Origin of the sequence: Amycolatopsis sp. (genome assembly GCF_035546795.1) — a bacterium.
GTDB lineage: Bacteria > Actinomycetota > Actinomycetes > Mycobacteriales > Pseudonocardiaceae > Amycolatopsis_E.
The window spans coordinates 58438-76945 of record NZ_DASZWC010000005.1 but is presented as its reverse complement, the minus strand read 5'-3'; the positions used below and the strand labels follow the sequence as shown (position 1 = coordinate 76945).

General features: G+C 70.3%; 22 protein-coding genes. 6 read left to right on the top strand and 16 right to left on the bottom strand.

Annotated features, from left to right (window positions below; all coding sequences use genetic code 11):
- Positions 1–101: 101 nt before the first annotated feature.
- Complete coding sequence (locus VHD82_RS06855; RefSeq protein WP_325698183.1) at positions 102–398, bottom strand: hypothetical protein; 297 nt, start codon at positions 396–398, stop codon at positions 102–104.
- A gap of 159 nt (positions 399–557) precedes the next feature.
- Complete coding sequence (locus VHD82_RS06850) at positions 558–728, bottom strand: hypothetical protein (RefSeq protein WP_414637464.1); 171 nt, start codon at positions 726–728, stop codon at positions 558–560.
- An 87-nt stretch (positions 729–815) separates the two neighbouring features.
- On the opposite strand from VHD82_RS06850, the gene VHD82_RS06845 reads away from it, so the two are divergent.
- From VHD82_RS06845 to VHD82_RS06835, 3 genes are all read left to right on the top strand, one after another.
- Positions 816–998 carry a hypothetical protein gene (locus tag VHD82_RS06845; protein WP_325698181.1) on the top strand — a complete coding sequence of 61 codons (183 nt, stop codon included), beginning with the start codon at positions 816–818 and terminating at the stop codon, positions 996–998.
- A 142-nt stretch (positions 999–1140) separates the two neighbouring features.
- Entirely contained in the window at positions 1141–2178 is a 1038-nt protein-coding gene (locus VHD82_RS06840; protein ID WP_325698180.1) for a polyprenyl synthetase family protein, read from the top strand.
- A gap of 112 nt (positions 2179–2290) precedes the next feature.
- Positions 2291–3334 (top strand): alcohol dehydrogenase catalytic domain-containing protein, encoded by a 1044-nt coding sequence (locus VHD82_RS06835; RefSeq protein ID WP_325698178.1) that lies wholly within the window; start codon positions 2291–2293, stop codon positions 3332–3334.
- A gap of 4 nt (positions 3335–3338) precedes the next feature.
- Here the strand turns inward: VHD82_RS06835 and VHD82_RS06830 are convergent, their stop codons facing one another.
- On the bottom strand, positions 3339–4142 hold the full coding sequence (locus tag VHD82_RS06830) for a DUF1295 domain-containing protein (RefSeq protein WP_325698176.1): 804 nt from the start codon (positions 4140–4142) through the stop codon (positions 3339–3341).
- Between the two features lie 33 nt (positions 4143–4175).
- Between VHD82_RS06830 and VHD82_RS06825 the strand changes: the two genes are divergently transcribed.
- Together VHD82_RS06825 and VHD82_RS06820 are read left to right on the top strand one after the other, a co-directional pair.
- Positions 4176–5054: an NAD-dependent protein deacetylase gene (locus VHD82_RS06825; RefSeq protein WP_325698174.1), complete on the top strand. Its 879-nt coding sequence runs from the start codon at positions 4176–4178 to the stop codon at positions 5052–5054.
- A 148-nt stretch (positions 5055–5202) separates the two neighbouring features.
- Positions 5203–6189 carry a class I SAM-dependent methyltransferase gene (locus VHD82_RS06820; RefSeq protein WP_325698172.1) on the top strand — a complete coding sequence of 329 codons (987 nt, stop codon included), beginning with the start codon at positions 5203–5205 and terminating at the stop codon, positions 6187–6189.
- Here the strand turns inward: VHD82_RS06820 and VHD82_RS06815 are convergent.
- The 5 genes from VHD82_RS06815 to VHD82_RS06795 form a co-directional block, all read right to left on the bottom strand.
- The gene (locus VHD82_RS06815; RefSeq protein ID WP_325698170.1) at positions 6186–6584 is read right to left on the bottom strand and encodes a helix-turn-helix domain-containing protein; all 399 of its coding nucleotides are present in this window, start codon (positions 6582–6584) and stop codon (positions 6186–6188) included. The two genes, VHD82_RS06820 and VHD82_RS06815, sit on opposite strands and share 4 nt — an antisense overlap.
- 509 nt (positions 6585–7093) lie before the next feature.
- Entirely contained in the window at positions 7094–8101 is a 1008-nt protein-coding gene (locus VHD82_RS06810) for an alpha/beta hydrolase (protein WP_325698168.1), read from the bottom strand.
- A 112-nt stretch (positions 8102–8213) separates the two neighbouring features.
- A complete protein-coding gene (locus VHD82_RS06805) occupies positions 8214–8366 on the bottom strand; it encodes a hypothetical protein (protein ID WP_325698166.1) in 153 nt (50 codons plus the stop codon).
- Between the two features lie 44 nt (positions 8367–8410).
- Entirely contained in the window at positions 8411–9571 is a 1161-nt protein-coding gene (locus VHD82_RS06800; protein WP_325698164.1) for a cytochrome P450, read from the bottom strand.
- A gap of 89 nt (positions 9572–9660) precedes the next feature.
- Complete coding sequence (locus tag VHD82_RS06795; RefSeq protein ID WP_325698162.1) at positions 9661–10413, bottom strand: metalloregulator ArsR/SmtB family transcription factor; 753 nt, start codon at positions 10411–10413, stop codon at positions 9661–9663.
- Between the two features lie 106 nt (positions 10414–10519).
- Between VHD82_RS06795 and VHD82_RS06790 the strand changes: the two genes are divergently transcribed.
- Complete coding sequence (locus VHD82_RS06790; protein ID WP_325698160.1) at positions 10520–10927, top strand: hypothetical protein; 408 nt, start codon at positions 10520–10522, stop codon at positions 10925–10927.
- Positions 10928–10930: 3 nt separating this feature from the next.
- Here the strand turns inward: VHD82_RS06790 and VHD82_RS06785 are convergent, their stop codons facing one another.
- The 8 genes from VHD82_RS06785 to VHD82_RS06750 all read right to left on the bottom strand — a co-directional run bounded on the left by VHD82_RS06785 (position 10931) and on the right by VHD82_RS06750 (position 18404).
- A complete protein-coding gene (locus tag VHD82_RS06785; RefSeq protein WP_325698158.1) occupies positions 10931–11821 on the bottom strand; it encodes a carbohydrate ABC transporter permease in 891 nt (296 codons plus the stop codon).
- Between the two features lie 9 nt (positions 11822–11830).
- Complete coding sequence (locus VHD82_RS06780; protein WP_325698156.1) at positions 11831–12787, bottom strand: sugar ABC transporter permease; 957 nt, start codon at positions 12785–12787, stop codon at positions 11831–11833.
- Between the two features lie 5 nt (positions 12788–12792).
- A complete protein-coding gene (locus tag VHD82_RS06775) occupies positions 12793–13629 on the bottom strand; it encodes a metallophosphoesterase (protein ID WP_325698154.1) in 837 nt (278 codons plus the stop codon).
- A gap of 17 nt (positions 13630–13646) precedes the next feature.
- Positions 13647–14387, bottom strand: a complete 741-nt coding sequence (locus VHD82_RS06770) for a tyrosine-protein phosphatase (RefSeq protein ID WP_325698152.1) — start codon at positions 14385–14387, stop codon at positions 13647–13649.
- The gene (locus VHD82_RS06765) at positions 14384–15751 is read right to left on the bottom strand and encodes an ABC transporter substrate-binding protein (protein ID WP_325698150.1); all 1368 of its coding nucleotides are present in this window, start codon (positions 15749–15751) and stop codon (positions 14384–14386) included. Before VHD82_RS06765 ends, VHD82_RS06770 begins: the two co-directional genes overlap by 4 nt.
- A gap of 16 nt (positions 15752–15767) precedes the next feature.
- A complete protein-coding gene (locus tag VHD82_RS06760; RefSeq protein ID WP_325698148.1) occupies positions 15768–16880 on the bottom strand; it encodes an ABC transporter ATP-binding protein in 1113 nt (370 codons plus the stop codon).
- Between the two features lie 151 nt (positions 16881–17031).
- A complete protein-coding gene (locus tag VHD82_RS06755; protein WP_325698146.1) occupies positions 17032–17892 on the bottom strand; it encodes a MurR/RpiR family transcriptional regulator in 861 nt (286 codons plus the stop codon).
- Positions 17893–17984: 92 nt separating this feature from the next.
- The gene (locus VHD82_RS06750; RefSeq protein ID WP_325698144.1) at positions 17985–18404 is read right to left on the bottom strand and encodes a TOBE domain-containing protein; all 420 of its coding nucleotides are present in this window, start codon (positions 18402–18404) and stop codon (positions 17985–17987) included.
- Positions 18405–18508 lie beyond the last annotated feature (104 nt).

Sequence of the window (18508 nt, the reverse complement as noted above, 5' to 3'; positions counted from 1 at the left end):
TCCACCAGTGCCCGAGCCCGTCCAGCACCTCGGTACGGGCACCGGCCCAGCCGCGCGACGGCGGTGGTCGCCGGTGCCGGCGTCTTCGGTGGCGAGCAGGCTCAGCCCGGGGCGCGCCACGGCCACGGGCAGTTTTTCGCTCTGTGCGGCCAGGAACTCCTCCTCCGCGGACCGGTACAGCGCGAGCACGCAGCGCCCATCCCGGCGTTCTGCCCGACTGCCACGGCCTCGGCCACCGCGGGCGGCATACCGAGCCCGGCCATCCGCCCGGCGCGTTCGGCCAGCGGGGCTTCCATCGTCGCCGCGGCCAGCTCCTCGCCCTTGCCCGGCGTCCGCCAGATCCGCGTGAGGTCGTGCCACACGTGCTGGGCGTTGGTTACCGATCCGACTACAGCCACGGCGGAAACAGGTCTCTCCAAGCAGATCGGCCGCGGATGCGTATCCGCCTGCTTCCGGTCGAATCAGTGACCGCGGTCGAACAGGCCGAGCACGTCGGAGGCCCAGCTCAGCAGCAGGTCCGGCCGGGTCATCGCGACCGAGAGCACGTGCCCGCCGCCTCAGCCGTGCCCGACGAGGTGCACCGGTTCGCCAAGGGTTTCCAGCTCGCGGACCAGCCAGTCGCGGTACTCCGGGGCGGTGGCGCCGAACCCGGCGGGCACCCGGGCGCCGAAGCCCAGCGACGGGCACACCACGTCGTCCCGGCTCAGCTCGGCGGGCAACATGGGCACAGGCCAGGAGCTCCGCGCCGGTAACGGAAACGTAGGCGGCCGGTCCTAGCGTCCGTGCTGTCCGGAGCACCGGCTGGAAGGAGAGTCATGTTCACGAAAAGGATCGGTGGCCTGGCCGCCGCGTTGCTGATGTGTGGTGCGGTCGCCGTGGCGGGCTGCCCCGGCGCCACCCCGAAGTCCAGCGAGTGGGGCGCCGCGCCGACAGCCACGACCAACGGGCTCGATTGGGGCGCCACGCCGTCGATCGTGGCGGCCACCGGCCTGAGCTGAGCCGCGGTCTGTTCGCCGGGCGGGCCGGCGCTCGGCGAACAGCCGGTCCGGGCTTGTGCGCACAGTTACGGCCGCTGACCCGGACGAGTGGTTTCCCTTGCCCCGCCTCGTGCTACCTGGTCAGTAGCCCGGAGGAGGACCTATGTCGGCTCGGCTCAGCACGGTGACCGCGGAGATGGACTTCGACCGGATCACGCGAGCCGTCGGGGAGACACTCGAAGAGTTCCTGGAAGGCCAGGCCCGCCATCCCCTCGATCCCTGTCTGCCGCCGCTGGTGGACGTGGTGCGCGAGTTCCTCGGTGGCGGCGGGCGATCGCGGCCCCTGTTCTGTTACTGCGGGTGGCTGGCCGGTGACGGCGACCCGGCGGGCGGGCCGGTCGCCAGGCTGGGCGCGGCGCTGGAGCTGTTCCACACGTTCGCGCTGATCCACGACGACGTCCTCGACGGGTCGGCGCTGCGCCGCGGCAGGCCGACGGTGCACCGGGTGCTGCGCGGCAGCTACCACGGGCAGGACGAGGGCGAGGCAGGCCGGTTCGGCGTCAACGCGGCCATCCTGCTCGGCGACCTGTGCCTGACGTGGGCGGACGAGCTGCTCTACGCGTCGGGCACGGACCAGGACTCGATCCGCCGCGCCGAGCCCGTGCTGCACGCGATGCGCACCGAAGTGCTCGTCGGCCAGTACCTCGACCTGGCAGGCGGGTGGACCGACGACGTACTCGACCGCAGCTGGCGCGCGCTGCGGCACAAGACCGCCGGGTTCACCGTCGAGCGCCCACTGCAGATCGGTGCGCTGGCCGCGGCGGCACCGCCGGACGTACTGCGGGCGTGCGGCGCCTACGGCCGTCCGCTCGGCGAAGCGTTCCAGCTGGAGGACGAGATGCTCGGCGTGTTCGGCGACTCGCTCGCCGCGCTCCGTGAAGGCAGGCGGACCGTGCTCATGGCGCTGACGTGGCGGCGGGCCGGTAGACGGCAGCGTGAGGCGATCGCCGCCGGCTACGGTGACCCGCACCTGGACCGCGAAGGGGCGGAGCGGCTGCGCGCGATCGTCCAGGACACCGGCGCCGACCTGGCGATCGGCGATCTCGTCGAGGCACGCAGGCGGGAGGCGCTCGCCGCCCTGGAAAGCCCCGCGCTGCCCCGCCCCGCCCGGACCGCGCTCACCCGGCTCACCGCCCGCTGAGCGTCCACAAAGGACTAACCAGTGTCTCAAACTGCGACCGGAGAACCGGCTCGCGCGGCCTAGTGTCGGACGAGAGTGCCTCCGGCCGGAGGCACGCGCGCAGGAGGCTGCCATGAAAGCGCTGGTGTACCACGGTCCTGGCCGCAAGTCCTGGGAAGACGTCCCCGATGCCACGGTGCGTGAGCCGGGCGACGTCGTCGTCCGGGTCGACACCACCACCATCTGCGGCACCGACCTGCACATCCTGCACGGGGACGTGCCCGCGGTGACCGACGGGCGCGTGCTCGGCCACGAGGCCGTCGGCACGGTGACCGAGACGGGAAGCGCCGTCACCGGGTTCCGCACCGGCGACCGGGTGCTGGTGCCGGCCATCACCCGCTGTGGCCGCTGCGCGTACTGCCGGCGCGGGATGCCTTCGCACTGCCAGACCGTCGGCGGGATCGGCTGGATCTTCGGCCACCTCATCGACGGCACGCAGGCGGAGTACGTGCGGGTGCCCTACGCCGACTCGTCGCTGTACGCGGTGCCGGACGAGGTCAGCGACGAGCAGGCGATCTTCCTGGCGGACTCGCTGCCGACCGGTTACGAGGTCGGGGTGCTGGCGGGTCAGGTGCGGCCCGGTGACGTGGTGGCCGTGGTGGGCGCGGGCGCGGTTGGGCTGGCGGCGATCCTGACCACCGGCCTGTGGGGCGCGTCGCGGGTGATCGCCTTGGACACCAACAAGTTCCGGCTCACCAAGGCACTGGAGTTCGGCGCCACCGACGCGGTGGAGGCGGGTCCTGGTGCCGTCGACGAGGTCCGCGCGATGACCGACGGGCTCGGCGTGGACGTCGCGATCGAGGCCGTCGGCTTCCCGGAAACCCTGCTGACCGCCGCCGCGCTGGTGCGCCCCGGCGGGGCGATCGCGAACATCGGCGTGCACGGGGTGCCGGTGGAACTTCCGGTGCAGGACCTGTGGATCCACAACGTGCGCATCACGATGGGGCTTGTGGACACGGTTTCCATCCCGACCCTGCTGAAAATGGTGGCCAGTGGCCGGATCCCGGCCGAGAAGATGGGCACGCACACCTTCGGCCTCGGGCGGATCGACGAGGCCTACGACGTGTTCGCCAACGCCGGCGCGCACGAAGCACTGAAAGTGGTGCTCACCCGCTGACGCGTCACGAGCGGGCCGGGAACCAGGGCACGACCGCGGAGGTCCGGCGCTGGTAGTCGGCGTACTCCGGGTACCGGCCGCGGCTGATGCTCTCCGTGAACTTGGTCGACCCGACGAACAGCAGCGTGAGCAGGAACGCGCCGAGCACGGTCCACTGCCACAGTGAACCTGCGGCGATCACGCCGAAGAAGAAGATCACCCACCACTGCGCCTGCTCGAAGAAAAAGTTCGGGTGCCGCGAATAGCGGAACAGCCCGGTGCGCAGGAACCGCCGCTCCGGCTCGCGCCCGGCGGCGGTTTCGGCGTGCTTCCACCGGTGGAAGTCCCACTGCTGCTGATCGGCGACCGTTTCGCCGACCAGGAAGGCCAGGAACACCACCGTGGCCACCACATCCCAGGCGCCGAAGGCCGAGGGGTGGGTCAGCGCGGTGTAGGCGGGCAGCGTGATCAGCAGCAGGATCACGTTCTGGTACAAGGAAATGAAGAAGAAGTTGAACAGCTGGTACTGCCAGGGCGCCATCCGCCCGCGCAGCACGGCCCAGCGGTAGTCCTCGCCGCCACGGGCATAGCCGCCCTTGCGGGCGAAGTTGAACGTCAGCCGCAGGCCCCACAGCACGCCGAGCGCGAACATGACGTTCAGCCTGGTGTCGGCGAAGCCCGCGTGCCCGGCGAAGATGCCCAGGTAAACGAGCGGAATGATCGACCAGATCCGGTCCACCCAGGAGTACTCACGGGTGATCACCGACAGCAGCCAGGTGACCAGGCAGATCCCGGCCCAGACCAGCAGGCACACGCCCAGCACGTTCATGAGCGAACTCTAAACCGCCGGTAGGCTGGAGGGGTGCGGACTCGCCCGACCCTGACCTGGACTCCCACCGGCGAGGTGTGGCCCACCACCGAAAGCCTGGACGAGGTGGCCGGCGTGGTGGCCGACGGGGAAGTCGTGGTGCTCAGCGGCGCGGGCCTGTCCACCGAGTCGGGCATCCCGGACTATCGCGGTGCGAGCGGCAGCCTGCGCAAGCACACCCCCATGACGTACCAGGCATTCGTGGACAGTGTCGAAGGCCGCCGCCGGTACTGGGCGCGCAGCCACCTCGGCTGGCGCACGATCGCCCGCGCGGCGCCGAACGACGGGCACCACGCGGTCTCACGGCTGCGCGCCGCCGGGTTCGTGTCCGGCGTCATCACGCAGAACGTCGACGGGCTGCACCAGGCGGCGGGCACCCCGGAGGTCGTCGAACTGCACGGCAGCCTGGACAGGGTGATCTGCCTCGGCTGCCGTCGCACGAGCGCGCGCGACGAGCTGGACGCCCGCCTGCGCGCGGCGAACCCGGCGTTCGAGGCCGCCGCCACGCGCATCAACCCCGACGGTGACGCGGAGATCTCCGCCGAGGCGGCGGCCGCCTTCCGGCTCGTGTCATGCGCGGCCTGCGCCGGGGGCGTGCTGAAGCCCGATGTCGTGTTCTTCGGGGAAAACGTGCCGCCGGAACGGGTACAGCGGTGCTACGGGCTGATCGACGAAGCCGCCGCGCTGCTGGTTCTCGGTTCTTCGCTCACAGTCATGTCCGGCCTGCGTTTCGTCCGCCGCGCGGCGGAAACGGGGAAACCGGTACTGATCGTCAACCAGGGCCCCACACGCGGAGATCGTTATGCCGCAGTACGAGTAGCCCGCACGCTCGGCCCCGCGCTCACCGAACTGACGGCGCGGCTGGGGGCCTGAGACACCAATCCGGACAGCGGGCACAATGTGCCGCGTGCGAGTGAGCGAACTGCAGGCGGTCTGGGAAAAACTCGGCACTGAAGACCCGTTGTGGGCGGTGCTTTCCGATCCCGGGCGCAAGGGCGACGGCTGAGACCTCGACGAGTTCATGGCCACCGGGCACGAACACGTCTCGTACGTCATGGGTTTGCTGGTTCGGCACGGACTCACCCTCGGCGAACGGGTGCTCGATTTCGGCTGCGGGGTCGGGCGGCTGTCGCAGGCGCTGGCCGGGCACGCGCCGCACGTGACGGGCGTGGACATCGCGTCGTCGATGGTGGACAGGGCGCGCGAGCTCAACGCTTTCGGCGAGCGGGTCACCTACGAGCACTACGACGGGCGCCTGCTTCCCTTCGAGGACGGCAGTTTCGACTCCGCGGTGAGCCTGCTCGTGGTGCAGCACATGCCACCCGCCGTGCAGCTGTCGACGATGCTGGAGCTCAACCGCGTGGTGCGCCCGGGCGGGCTGCTGGTCATGCAGGCCCCGCGCGCACCCCGCAGCGCGCAGCCGCTGGTGGTCGAGACCTGCCGCGCCGAGATCACCGTGCTGGAAGGCCCGGACTTCTTACCGCCCAACGAGATCGGCACCGTGCGCGCGCTGGTGGCCAATCGCGGGCCCAGCGTATGGACCCTGGATCACGACATCAAGTTTGCCAACCACTGGCTCCGTGACGGCGAAATGGTGGCGCGGGACGACGGCCGCACCGAGCTGCCACGCACGGTCGCGCCCGGTGAGTCGCTGGAACTGGAGCTGATCGTGCGCGCCCCCGCCGAGCCCGGCCGGTACGAGCTGGAACTGGACCTGGTCGAGGAGTTCGTGGCCTGGTGGTCCGAGCACGGCAGCCCGACCGCGCGGATCGCCGTGACCGTCGGCGAAGGCAGCCCGGGGCAGCTGGTGTTCACCTCCGCCGAACCGGTTTCCGTCGCCGGCGAGGCGGAGCGGAACGAGGGCATCGAGATGCACCCGGTGCCCGCTCCCCTGATGCGGTCGGTGTTCGAGCACATCGGCGCGGAGCTGCTGGCGACCGACGACCTCGCCATGGCGGGCCCGGAATGGGCCAGCCGCACGTACCTCATCCGCGCGGGGCGGCGTTAGGGATCCGACCGGAAGCAGGCGGACACCAACCGCAGCGGATTTGCTCGGAGAAACCCATTTCCGCCGTGGCTGTAGTCGGGTGGGTAACGATCGGCACGGTCGGGATGCCGGTGCAGGCGCCACAACGCCAGCGCCAGGTGCAGCCGTAGCCGCCCGTTCGGTTCGCGGACCGGCCGGCCGGGCAGCCCTTCGAGGTGGGCGAGCCGGTCCTGCGGGGTCGAGTGGTGCACGACGAGAGTGGCCGCCACAGCCCACAAGCTGGTGGCCGAAACGACCGTGACCAACGTGGCGAGCACCCACGGCGCGGCCCGCGCCGCGCGCTCGACCACACGGACGTCCGAGACCGGTTCGGGACCGGGGCCGACGTCCGGTTCCGGTGCGGAATCCCTTGCCACGCGGGCGATCCCGCCGCCGCAGGCGAAGCCCGCAGTCGGTCGTGTTCGCCGAGACCGAGCTGCCGGGCCGCCCGCAGCCGCGCGGACTCGGTCGCCGACGCGTCGAAGACGACCGCGGCCGGACCCCGGCCTGTGGTCCGTTCGCGCACGCCTCGCGCCGCGGCACACGCACGTTCGAGGATCATCGCCTCGACCGCGTTCGCCGGAGCGCCGAGTTCCAGCCACAATCGCGCCGAACTGCCCGGGCGGACGCTCGGCCAGCCGCGGCCGGAGTCACCGGAGCCGCGCACCCAGCCGTCCGGTTCGACCCGCGTCCGGATCCGGCGCAGGTCGTCGGCCAGCCCGGCCGGGCAGCCGGCCAGCACCGCGGCGCCGCACACGATGGCCTCGAGCCCCGCGCGCGACGTGACCAGCTGATCGAAGCAGGCGATCACCTCGACCGCCGCGCCCGCACCCGGATCGGGCGCGGCCGGCTTGCCCAACAAATCCCTCATGCACCCAGCGTGCCCTCAACGGTCCAGCAACCGCCGCAACCAGGGCACACGCTGGGCTTTCGCCGCCTGCGACAGGGTCGCCTGCGCGGCGAGGCCGTCGAACCCGTGGAATCCGCCGGGCCACACGTGCAGTTCCGCCTGGCCGCCCGCGCGCCAGATCCGGGAGGCGTACTCGACGGCTTCGTCACGGAACGTCTCCGCCGAGCCGACGTCGATGAACGCGGGCGGCAGCCCGGAAAGGTCGGTGGCGCGGGCCGGGGCGGCGTAGCTCGGCACGCCGGGCCCGCCGCGGCGGTCGCCGAGCAGCGCCGTCCAGCCCAGTTCGTTGGAGTTGCGGTCCCAGATGCCCAGGCCCGTCATCTGGTGCGCGGACGCGGTGTCGTTGCGATCGTCGAGCATGGGGCACAACAGCATCTGGCCGAGCAACGCCGGCCCACCTCGGTCGCGGGCGAGCAGGGCGGTGGCGGCGGCCAGTCCCCCGCCCGCGCTGGCACCCGAGATGACCACCTTCGCCGGGTCGATGTTCAGCTCGGCCGTGTGCCCGACTGTCCACTCGAGACCGGCATAGCAGTCCTCGACCGGTGCGGGATAAGGGTTTTCCGGCGCCAGCCGGTAGTCGACGGAGACCATGGCTAGCCCGAGTTCGGCCGCCCAGCCGAGCGTCTCCAGCGCCTCGGGGCCACGGTGATCCCCGATGATCATGCCGCCACCGTGCGCCGCGTAGAGGACACCGGCCGGGGCCTGGGTGCCGGTGGGCAGGCAGATCAGCAGCGGCACGTCCGGGGCGCCGGCCGGGCCAGGGACCAGGCGTTCGGTGACCTCGTAGCGGCCGCCGAGGCGGAACTCGTCGTCGTCGACGCGCTGTTCGGCCATACCTTCGCGGAGGACCTGGATCAGGTCGGGGGTGAAAGTGGCCGGGATGCGCTGGAGGATCACCGCGAGCGCGGCGGCCAGCTCCGGATCGAACGGCGGCGGCGGGCCAACCTCACGGCTTCGCTCGTTGGCGGGAACAGTGCCGGTCATCGGCTCTCCTTCAAGTTCCGGGCCACCGCGGTGTGGCCGGTTCCGTCCATTCTCTGCGGCCACGCCCGCGCCGACAGCGCCATCCGGCGGGCTTTCCCCGCCACCTGGCGCCTTATCGCTCGCCGAACGCGCCCTGTCGTGACTCCGGCTCCGCGACCGGAATCCCGCAACCCGGGCAATGCGTGGCGTCCTCGTCCTCCCGGAACCGCCCGCACTCGGGGCACACCCGGTTCAGCCAGCAGACCGGGTCGCCGCCTTCACTCATCGTTCCAGTGTGGCAGAGCCGGCCCTTCCCCGGAGACCGGATTCTCAGCGACGCCGGAAAGTCAGCTCCAGGCGGTATGGTGAGTTCAGGCTGAGGCCCACCTGCCGCGGGATCTCCGCGCCCGGCTTGAGCCGGAAATCCGTCGCCCGCGCCAGGAGTTCCTCGAACGCGATCGCCAGTTGCAGCCGGGCGAAATGCAGTCCGAGGCAACGGTGGATGCCCAGCCCGAAGGCCAGGTGCGGGTTGGGCTCACGGTCGAAGATCAGCTCGTCGGGCCGGTCGAACCGGGCCGGATCGCGGTCGGCCGCCGCGAAGAACACGGCCAGCCGGTCGCCCGTTTTCACCGCTGTGCCACCGAGTTCGGTGTCCCGGGTGGCCGTGCGGGCCATGAACGCCACCGTGGTTTCCAGGCGCAGGAACTCGTCCAGCTCGCGCCGCCACCAGTCCGGCCGCCGGAGGATCGGTTCGACGTCGGGCCGGGTCGCGAGGTGATAGGCGATGTTGGTGAGCACTCCGCGCGTGGTGTCCAGACCACCGAGGAACAGCGTGGTGACGATGCCGAGGCGTTCCTCCATCGTCAGCTCGCGGCCGTCGATGCGTGCGGTGACAAGGGCGCCGAGCACGCCGTCGTCCGGCGCGGCCTGCGCGAGCGCCTCGACGGCGAGACCGGCCAGGGTCTGGAACGCCTCCGGCGTGCTCGCGACCGCGGCCTGTTTCGCCGCGGCCACTCCTCTGTCCACGAGATCGGTGTCGTCGGTGGCGAACACGATCTTCGCCAGGGAACCGGCGCTGAACGGCACCGCGAAATCGCCCACCACCTCGAACTCACCCTTGTCGAGGAATCCGGCGACAGCCGTGTGCGCGATCTCCCGCAATTGTTCCTCGTACCGCAGGAGATACGCGCGGGTGAAGAACGGGTTGAGGATCTTGCGGTACTCGCGGTGTTCCGGCGGATCGGTGTCGATCGGGATGACCCGCACCGGCACCCCGCGCAGGCTCGGTTGCGCGGAGCTGAACGTCTCCGCGTCCGCGCAGACCGCCCGGACGTCCTCGTACCGGGTGAGCACGTGGTACCCGCCATCGGCCGCACTGTGCGGAATCGGACACCGGGTGCGCGCCGCCGCGGCCGCGTCCAGCAGGTGCTCGCGCTGGTCCTCGGCATAGAGGTCGATGCCGTCCAGGATCTCCTCGACCGATTTGGCCATGTGCCCTCCCCGGTTTAGCCGGACCCACCACGGTAGAGCCGTGCGACGCGGCGGGACATCGGCCGGCCGGGCGAACACGAATGGCCGACTCAGCCCACCGTCCACGGCGCGCGCGACAGCGTGCTGCCGGTTTCGAGCAGGGACTTCAGGTTCGACAGCACCGCGGGCCAGCCACCGGACACCGCTTCGAAATCGGCCTGGCTCGGCAGGTCGACGTGCGTGACGGTGAGCTTGACGATCCCGTCGTGCCGCTCGATCTCGAACGTGACCTGCGACGGGCCGTCCGCGGGATCCGGCGCGTCCCACGTGGTGACGAGGCGCTTCGGTGGCGTGGCTTCCACGACCGTGCCGGTCACGTCGGCGATACCGGACCCGTCGAGCCTGCGATGCTCCCAGCTGGACCCGGCCTGCCAGTCGGAAACGTTGCTGTGGCCCCAATATCGGGCCGTGAGGTCGGCGTCGGTGAGCGCCTCCCACACCTTTTCCGGTGTGCTCTCGATGTAAGTGACATAGACGAAACCGGGCCTGTCGGACATCGCGTCCTCCGCCTTTCTCTTGACCGCGCTCAGCGTGGTGAGCCGCGGGCGCTCGAATTTCCCGATCCAGCGTTCGGAGATCTCGTGCAGCGGCACGGGATTGAGGTAGTGCAGCTTTTCGCGTCCCCGCCGCACCGTGCTGACCAGGTTCGCCGCCTCGAGCACCGCCAGGTGCTGGGTCGCGGCCTGGCGCGTCATGTCGAGACGCTCACACAGCTCCCCCAGCGTCTGCCCGTTCTGCTCGTGCAGCCGGTCGAGCAGGTAGCGCCGGGTCTGGCCGGCGAGTGCCTTGAAGACCTTGTCCATCGTGACGCCACGATAGGCAAGTAAATGCTTGCATGTCAACCGGCGAGGTTTCGAGCCCACTCGAAAGGGGTCGCCCGCGGAGATCAAGTTCGCTACGGTGCAGCAGGTGAAGAAGATCGCCGCGGTCGCGGCCCTCGCGCTGCTTCTCGCGGCCTGCGGCGGTTCGGCCCAGCAATCGGGCACCCCGAAAGCCGACCCGGACGCGCTCTGGAGCGCCTACGTGAGCGCGCTGGCCAAGCTCGACTCGACGGCGGTATGCGGGCTGTTCACGAGCGAGGGAGCGCACACCTTCGCGCAGGCGTGGGAATCGGCGGACTGTCCCGGCGCGGTGAGCAAAGCCGGCGCCGAGGTGACCACGCCGCACCAGACCCCGCACACCAAGGACACCGGAAAACAGAACCTGGTCACCATGACCGACTGCGGCATCGGTGCCCTGACCGCGAAACAGGTCGAGGGCGGCTGGCAGTTCTCGGACTACCAGCCGCCGTCCACCGTGGGCTACTGCGGCGGCTGAGGCTCAGCGCAGCCCGGAACGCACGAACGCGTCCATCACCTGCCGCTGCAAGATCAGATACAACGCGAAGATCGGCAGGCAGGCGATCCCGGACGCGGCCATCACCGCGCCCCAGTTGTCCCCCTCCGCGGAGAGGAACCCGCGAATTCCGATCTGCAGCACCGAATCCGTGCGCTGCAGCACCAGCGCGGGCCAGAAGTAGTCGTTCCACGCCGAGATGAACAGCATGATCGTCAGCGACGCCAGCGCGGGCCGCAGATTGGGCACCACGACCGTCCACAAGGTCAGCCACGACGAGCGCCCGTCCATCCGCGCGGCGTCGAGCAGCTCCTTCGGGAACGCCTGGAGATGCTGGCGCAGCAACATGATCGCCATCGTGGAGCACACCGTCGGCACCACCACCCCGGCCAGCGCGTTGAGCAGGCCGAGCTGGGACAGGTACACGTAGTTCGGGATCATGGTGACCTGGAAGGGCACCAGCCACGCACCCACGAACAGCAGGTACACCAGGTTCCGCCCGGGGAAGGTCCACGCGACGAAGGCGTAGGCGGCCAGCAGCGCCACGAGCAGCTGCAGCACACTGCTGGACGCGGCCACCAGGAACGTGTTGAGCAGCATCTTCCCGATCGGGATGATGTGCCACACGTAGTCGTAGCTCAACGGGGAAAGCGGCCACGGCAGCGGGCTGGTGTCGAGCACGTCCTGCGGGCGGCGCACCGAAGTCGCGTACATCCAGTAGATCGGGAAGACCGCGAACAGCGACAGCACGACCAGCAGCAGGTGCCCGGCCAGCGACCGGCCGCGGGTGGTCTCCCCGACCGGCTGGTCGCCGGCCACGGTCTCGATGACCTGCGGCCCGGCCACCACGGGCGGGTCGAGAACGGCGAGGGGCATCGGAATTCCTCAGTTGTCGTAGAAGCTCAGCTTGTCGGACAGCCACACGAAAAGCACCGCCAGCAGCCCGAAGCAGACGAAGAACACGGTGCCCGCGGCTCCGGCGAAACCGGCGTCGAAATTGCGGAACCCGTACTCCCACAACAGGTAGTAGACGTTCGTGGTGGCGCCGTCCGGGCCGCCCTGGGTGAGGATGTCGATCAGCGGGAACGTGATCTGCACCGACAGCAGGGTGGTCATCAGCACCAGGAACAGCACGGTCGGGGAAAGCAGCGGCAGCGTGATCCACCGGGTGGTCTGCCAGCGGGAGGCGCCATCGAGCGAGGCGGCGGCCGGATAGTCGGCGCTGATCCCGGTCAGCCCGGCCGAAATCACCAGCGTGGCGAACCCGAGCAGGCTCCACCCGGACACCACGATGATCGCGATGATCGCCGCGTGTGGCTCGCGCAGGAAGTTCACCGGCTCGCCGCCCAGCGCGCGGATCACCCGGTTCACCGGGCCGCTCCGCGGGTCGAACAGCCACCGCCACACCGCGGCGCTCGCGATCGGGGTGACCAGCGTCGGCAGGAAGATCAGCGCCTGGTAAACGGTTTTCGCGCGGCCGCGCACCCGGCGGGCCAGCAGCGCCACGGCCGTCGGCACCACCACGGTGAACGGCAGCAGCGCGAGGATGTAGACCACCGTGTTCCAGCCGGCCTGGCCGAGTTCGGGCAGGGACAGCACCCTGGCGTAGTTGCTCAGCCCGGCGGAGGTCATCGGGGACGTGGGCAGCAGGTTCCAGTTGTAGAAGGAAAGCTGGACGGTCCGCACCAGCGGCCGGTAGGTCCACAGGTAGAGGAAGACCAGTGCGGGCGCCAGGTACAGCAGCGGGACGAGCCGGCCACGCAGGCGGCGCGTCACCGAGAGCCGGGCAGCCCGGCTCTCGGGGACGCCGGCCGGAGCGGGGGCGGTGACGGGAACGAGCACGGCGGTCAGTGCGAGTACTCGGCCGCCATGGCCATCATGTCGCTGATCGAACCCTCGTAAACGGTGTCGCTCACGCCGACCGGCACCGACGTCGCGGTGGCGGTTTCGGGGTACACGTCGATCCGGGTGCAGGCGGCACCGACGATGCCGCGGATACGGTCCGGGCCGGCCAGCACGTCCTGGGTGTAGGCGTTCGCGCCGCTGATCCACACCGGGATCCCGGCGAGCACCCCGGCCGCGGCGTGGTGGGCGTGCCCGCTGACGACGATCTTCACGTCGGTGCCGCGCAGCACCTCGGCGAGCTTCTCCGGCTCGCGGAACCCGAGGTCCTCCATGATCGGCAGCGGCGAAGGCATCGGCGGGTGGTGCAGCGCGAACACGGTGCCGGCGGGCGCCGGGGTGGCCAGCTCGTTCTTGAGCCACGCCAGCTGCTCGCCGGAAAACTCGCCGTGGTGGTGGCCGGGAACGGTGCTGTCCATGACGATCACCCGCAGCCCGTCGATCGTCCGGCTGTAGTCGTAGGGCTCGGTGCCCTCGGCGTCCAGCAGGCCCGCACGGAACGCGGCGCGCTCGTCGTGGTTGCCCATCATGTACAGCACGGGCAGGCCGGTACGCTCGGTGAACTCGTCGACATGCCCGCGCAGGCGCTGGTACGCGGCCGCGTCGGCGGTATCGGCGAGGTCCCCGGTGAGCACGACGGCCTTCGCGGTGCCGAGTTCCTCGACCGCGCCGAACGAGGCGAGCAGGTTCGCGGTGGTGTCCACCTTGTCGTGCAGCAGCTTGCCCTCCTCGACGATGTGGGTGTCACTGATCTGCACGATGGTATGGGTGGGGACGGTCATGATGTTTTTCCTTTCCCTCAACGGTTTTCGACCAGCGCTGTGCGCAGCGCGGTCAGCTCTTCACGGGTCGCGCCATGGGCCAGCAGGAAGTTCTCCACGCTGCCGTGTGCCGCGGTGATGCGGTCCAAAGTGGACAGAATCAGCTCCGGCGGGCAGGCGACGGCGAGTTCTTCATAGCCTTGCGGCAGGCCCATTCCGGCGTGCCTGGCCCGCACGTCGGCCAGGAATGCCTCGCCGAGGTGGACCGAGGTGAGCGCGTAGTCGGCCGCGATGACGTCGTGGGCGACCCCGGCCACCGAAAGCGCCAGCGCGATCACGACCCCGGTGCGGTCCTTGCCCGCCGTGCAGTGCACGAGCGCGGGCAGCGCTTCCGGCTCGGCCAGCGCCCGGACCGCGGCGGTGAGCCGCGCGCCGCATTCGTCGACCATGCGCTCGTAGATCCGGGCCAGCTCCAGCCCCGGCTGCGCGGGCAGCCTGCCGTCGAACACCGGGCACCAGCGCAGGACGGGCCGGTCCCCGGTGAACGGTTCGGGCGCCTGCTCGCGTTCGTCCTGCTCGCGCAGGTCGATCACGGTACGCAGGCCGGTAAGCCGGGCGATGCCCGCTTCGTCCAACCGGGACAGTCCGTCGGCGCGGAGCAGGGTGTGCCAGCGGAGGGTGCCGCCGTCGCGGGTGGGGTACCCGCCGACGTCACGGACGTTGTGCGTACCGGTCAGCGGGAGGTGACGCCCGGGGATCGCACTGTCCACAGTGGTCATTTCGGCATCAGTTCCTGTGCCCGGGTCTGGGCCTCGGTCAGCGTGGTCCTGGCGTCCGCGCCGCGGTACACCACGTTTTCCACGGCCTGCATCATCAGGTCCCGGATCTGCACGTAGTTGTCGCCGGGGAACGAGGTCCACGGCTCCAGGCGGTTCAGCTGGTCGAGATTCGGCTTGAGCAGCGGGTTCCTGGCGGCCCAGTCCTTGAGGCCGTTCGGGTCGTCGACCAGGCCGGTACGCAGCGGCAGGTAACCGATCTTGGACGAGATCGCGGTGTAGGCCTCGTCGCTGGTCATGAACTTGATCAGTTCCCACGCGGCGCGCTGCTTCGCCGGGTCGCCGGAGAAGATGAACAGGGCCGAACCGGAGTTGGTCGGCACGGCGGCCTTGTCGCCGTAGGAGGGCATCGGCGCCGAGCGCAGTTCCCACTTGCCGGCCGCCTGCTGCTGGAAGGTTCCTTGCAGGGCACTGGTTTCCAGGATCATGCCGAGCCCGCCGCGGCCCATCGCGTCGGAGGACTGGGACTGGGCGAGGTCCGGGGTGGCGCCGGTGCGCACCATCTGCTGGGCCATCGTGACGGCGTCGACGGCACCCTGATCGGCGAAGGTGAGGGTCTTACGGTCCGCGGAGATGACGCGGCCGCCGTCGGAGCGGACGAGAGCCTGCAGGCACCAGTCGGTCGCGGCCTTGGTGAGGCAGTCGATGTAGGCGCCGTCCGCGCCGGTGGCGTTCTTGATCGCCAGCGCGTCCTGCTGCACTTCGGCCCAGGTCGCCGGCGGCTTGTCCGGGTCGAGACCGGCCTTGCGGAACAGGTCCGCGTTGTAGAACAGCACCGGGGTGGAGAACACGTACGGCATCCCGTAGGTCTTGCCGTTCATCGTGGCCAGGGTGCGGGCGCGCTCGGCGATCGGATGCGTGCCGCCGAAAGCGGCCTGCACGGCGTCGGTGCCGACGAGGTCTTCCAGCGCCGCGGGCTTGAGCTTGTTGACCGCGTAGTCGAGGTCGCCGAAGGTCAGCTGCGCCACGTCGGGCGCCTTGCCGACCATCAGCTGGCTCTGCACGCTGGAGATCGTGTTCGCGCTCGCGGCACCGGCGCCCTGGGGCGGCTGGCCGTGCACGGTGATGTTCGGGTGCAGCTGATGGAACTTCGTGAGCAGGTCGTTGATCGTGTTCGTCCACGTCCCGGCGGTCGCCAGGTTGTAGCTCTCGAAGGTGATGTCGACCCGCTGGTTCGGGTCGAGTTCGGGAATCAGCGAGGCGGAGCCGGAACTGGTGGCGGTGGCGCCCAGCCCGCCGCACGCGGTGGCCAGCACTGCCACCGCGGCGAGCAGCACGCCCGCGCCGTAACGGCGTAGGGATCTCATGGTTCTCCTTGGGGTTTCAGACAGCGGCCAGTGCGGGTTCGGGCCGCCAGACGAGCCGGCGTCCGGTCGGCGCGTCGAACAGGTGGACGTACGCGGCGTCGGCGGCGAGCGCGACGGTCTCGCCGGCGATCACGCCTAGCGGGCGCGGTCCGCGTACCGCGACGGTGGAAGCGCCCAGTTCGCAGATCGCGACTTCTTCGCTGCCCAGGTTTTCCAGCGCGGTAACGGTTCCGCGCAGGAGTGGCCGTTTGCCGGGTTCCTCGGTGAGCGGGGCGAAGGACAGGTGCTCGGGCCGGATGCCCAGCACCACCTCCTGTTCCGGCGTCTCTCCGGTCCACAGTGGAACGTCGAGATGCTCGGCCTGTACCCGCACGCGGCCGTCGACGGTGCGGACGCGGGCGGGCAGCAGGTTCATCGGTGGCGCGCCGAGGAATCCGGCGACGAACACCGACGCGGGCTCGTCGTAGACCTCGGCCGGGGTGCCGACCTGTTGCAGCTTCCCGCCGTCGAGCAGCGCGATCCGCGTCGCCATGGTCATCGCCTCGACCTGGTCGTGCGTGACATAGACGAACGTCGAACCGAGCCTGCGGTGCAGCGCGGCCAGCTCGGTGCGGGTCGCGGTGCGCAGTTTGGCGTCCAGATTGGACAGTGGCTCGTCCATCAGGAACGCCTTCGGCTCGCGCACCAGTGCACGGCCGAGCGCCACCCGCTGCCGCTGTCCGCCGGAAAGTTCCTTGGGGCGGCGGCGAAGCAGCGCGGACAGGTCCAGCTGAGCGGCTACTTCGGACACCCGGTCCCTGATCTCCGCCTTCGGCCGGCGCCGCACGCGCAGCGGGAAGCCGATGTTGCCGGCCACGCTCAGATGCGGGTACAGGGCGTAGCTCTGGAAGACCATCGCCAGGTCGCGGCTTTTGGGCGGCAGGTGCGTCACGTCGTCGCCGTCCACCAGGACGCGGCCGGCGCTGGGTGGCAGCAGGCCGGCGATCATCCGCAGCAGGGTGGTCTTCCCGCAGCCGCTGGGGCCCAGCAGTGCGAGGAAGTCGCCGTCCGCGATCTCCAGGTCCACCCGGTCGACCGCGGTCACGCCGCCGAACCGGCGGGTGAGCTCTTCGAGGTGTATCCGTCCCACGACATCCTCCCGTGAATCCGCGTTACAGAGATTCCTTTATCTCTGGTACGCGCTTACACAGCGAGTGTTGGCGAAGGACATGAACGGAAGGTGACCGGCGGTCGAGCGTTTTCCGACGCTCACAACAGAAATCAGGGGTCGGGCGTGAACCTCAGTTACGCCGCGTGTCCGGGGTGATCACGTTCCACACCTCGTCCAGCACCTCCGCGGACACGTCCGGCCGACGGAAACCGGCGGTCAGCTGCAGGGATACCAGCAGCGCCAGCTGCGCGACCGGACCGGCCATGACATCGTTGCCCTGCAAGGGAAGCGTGCCGGTGACGAGCGTGATGTCAGCCACCGCGGCGAGTGGCGAGCGGGCGAACGACGTGATCCCGACTACCGTGGCGCGCGCCTTGCCCGCCGCCTCGGCGACGCGGAGCGTCAGTTCGTTGGAGCCACTGGAACTGATCGCGACGCAGACGTCCTCCGGCGCGAGCAGGCGGCCGATGATCTGCTGGCTGATCGCCTCCTGCGGGGCTTCGGCGAGAAACCCGGCGGTGACGAACCGCAGCGCGGCGGCCTGTGCGACGAAACCCGAGGCCCCGTTGGCGACGAACAGGATCCGGCGCGCGTCGGTCAGGACGTCGGCCGCCTCGCGCAGCGCGGCGGGCTCGATCGCGCCCATCCCCTCCGCGACCATGGTGCTGACCGTGGCGAACACCGCCGCGGCGATCGCCTCCGGCGAGTCCTCCGGCCCGAACTCCGCACGCACCGGTTCCGCCCCGGTGCCCACGTCGCGCGCGAGCAGCAGGCGCAGCTGCTGGAAACCGCGGAACCCCAGGTGCTGACAGGCCCGCACCGCCGTCGCCGAGGACGTGTTCGCCGCCGCCGCGAGGTCGGCCACCGACCAGTCGATGACCTCGGTGGGCCTGGCGAGCACCACCTCGGCCACCCGTTGCTCGCTGGGCAGCAGCGCGGGCAGGGCCGCCCTGATCACGGCAAGGGTGTTGCCGGTGGGCTGGTCGCTCATGCGCTCATAGATACCACTGCGACCAGGGCGCACGACAGCCGATCCCAGGATTCCTTGCGCCAGAACGAAATTCACCAACTGTTCTCGCGTGATCAGCCGGTGGCGAGCGAGACCTCGGTCGACTTGACGAGGGCGGCCACCGGGACCCCTGCGGCGAGGCCCAGTTCCTCGACCGCCTCACGGGTGATCGCGGCGGTCAGCTCCCCGCCTTCGACGGCGACCTTGACGGTGGCCATCGCGCCGCCCGCGGAGATCGCGGAGACCTGCCCCGGCAACTGGTTGCGGATGCTGATTCCGCGCACCGGCCCGGTGGCCAGCGACACCTCGGTGGATTTGATCAGGATCCGGACCGCCGTGCCTTCGGCGAGGCCGAGCTCGTCCACGGCCTCGCGGGTGATCGCGGCGGTGATCAGCTGCCCGCCGGACAGCCGCGATCTGACCGTCGCCATCGCCTCGCCGGAGACCACCGCGAGGACCGTGCCGGCGAGCTGGTTGCGAATACTGAGGCTCATCCGCGCAGCGTAATCCGCATCCGTCGGCGGCGCGGGCCGACCGCTGGTCACGCAAAACCTCATGCCCCCGACGCCGCGCACGCCGGCGCCGCGGACCCGGGCTT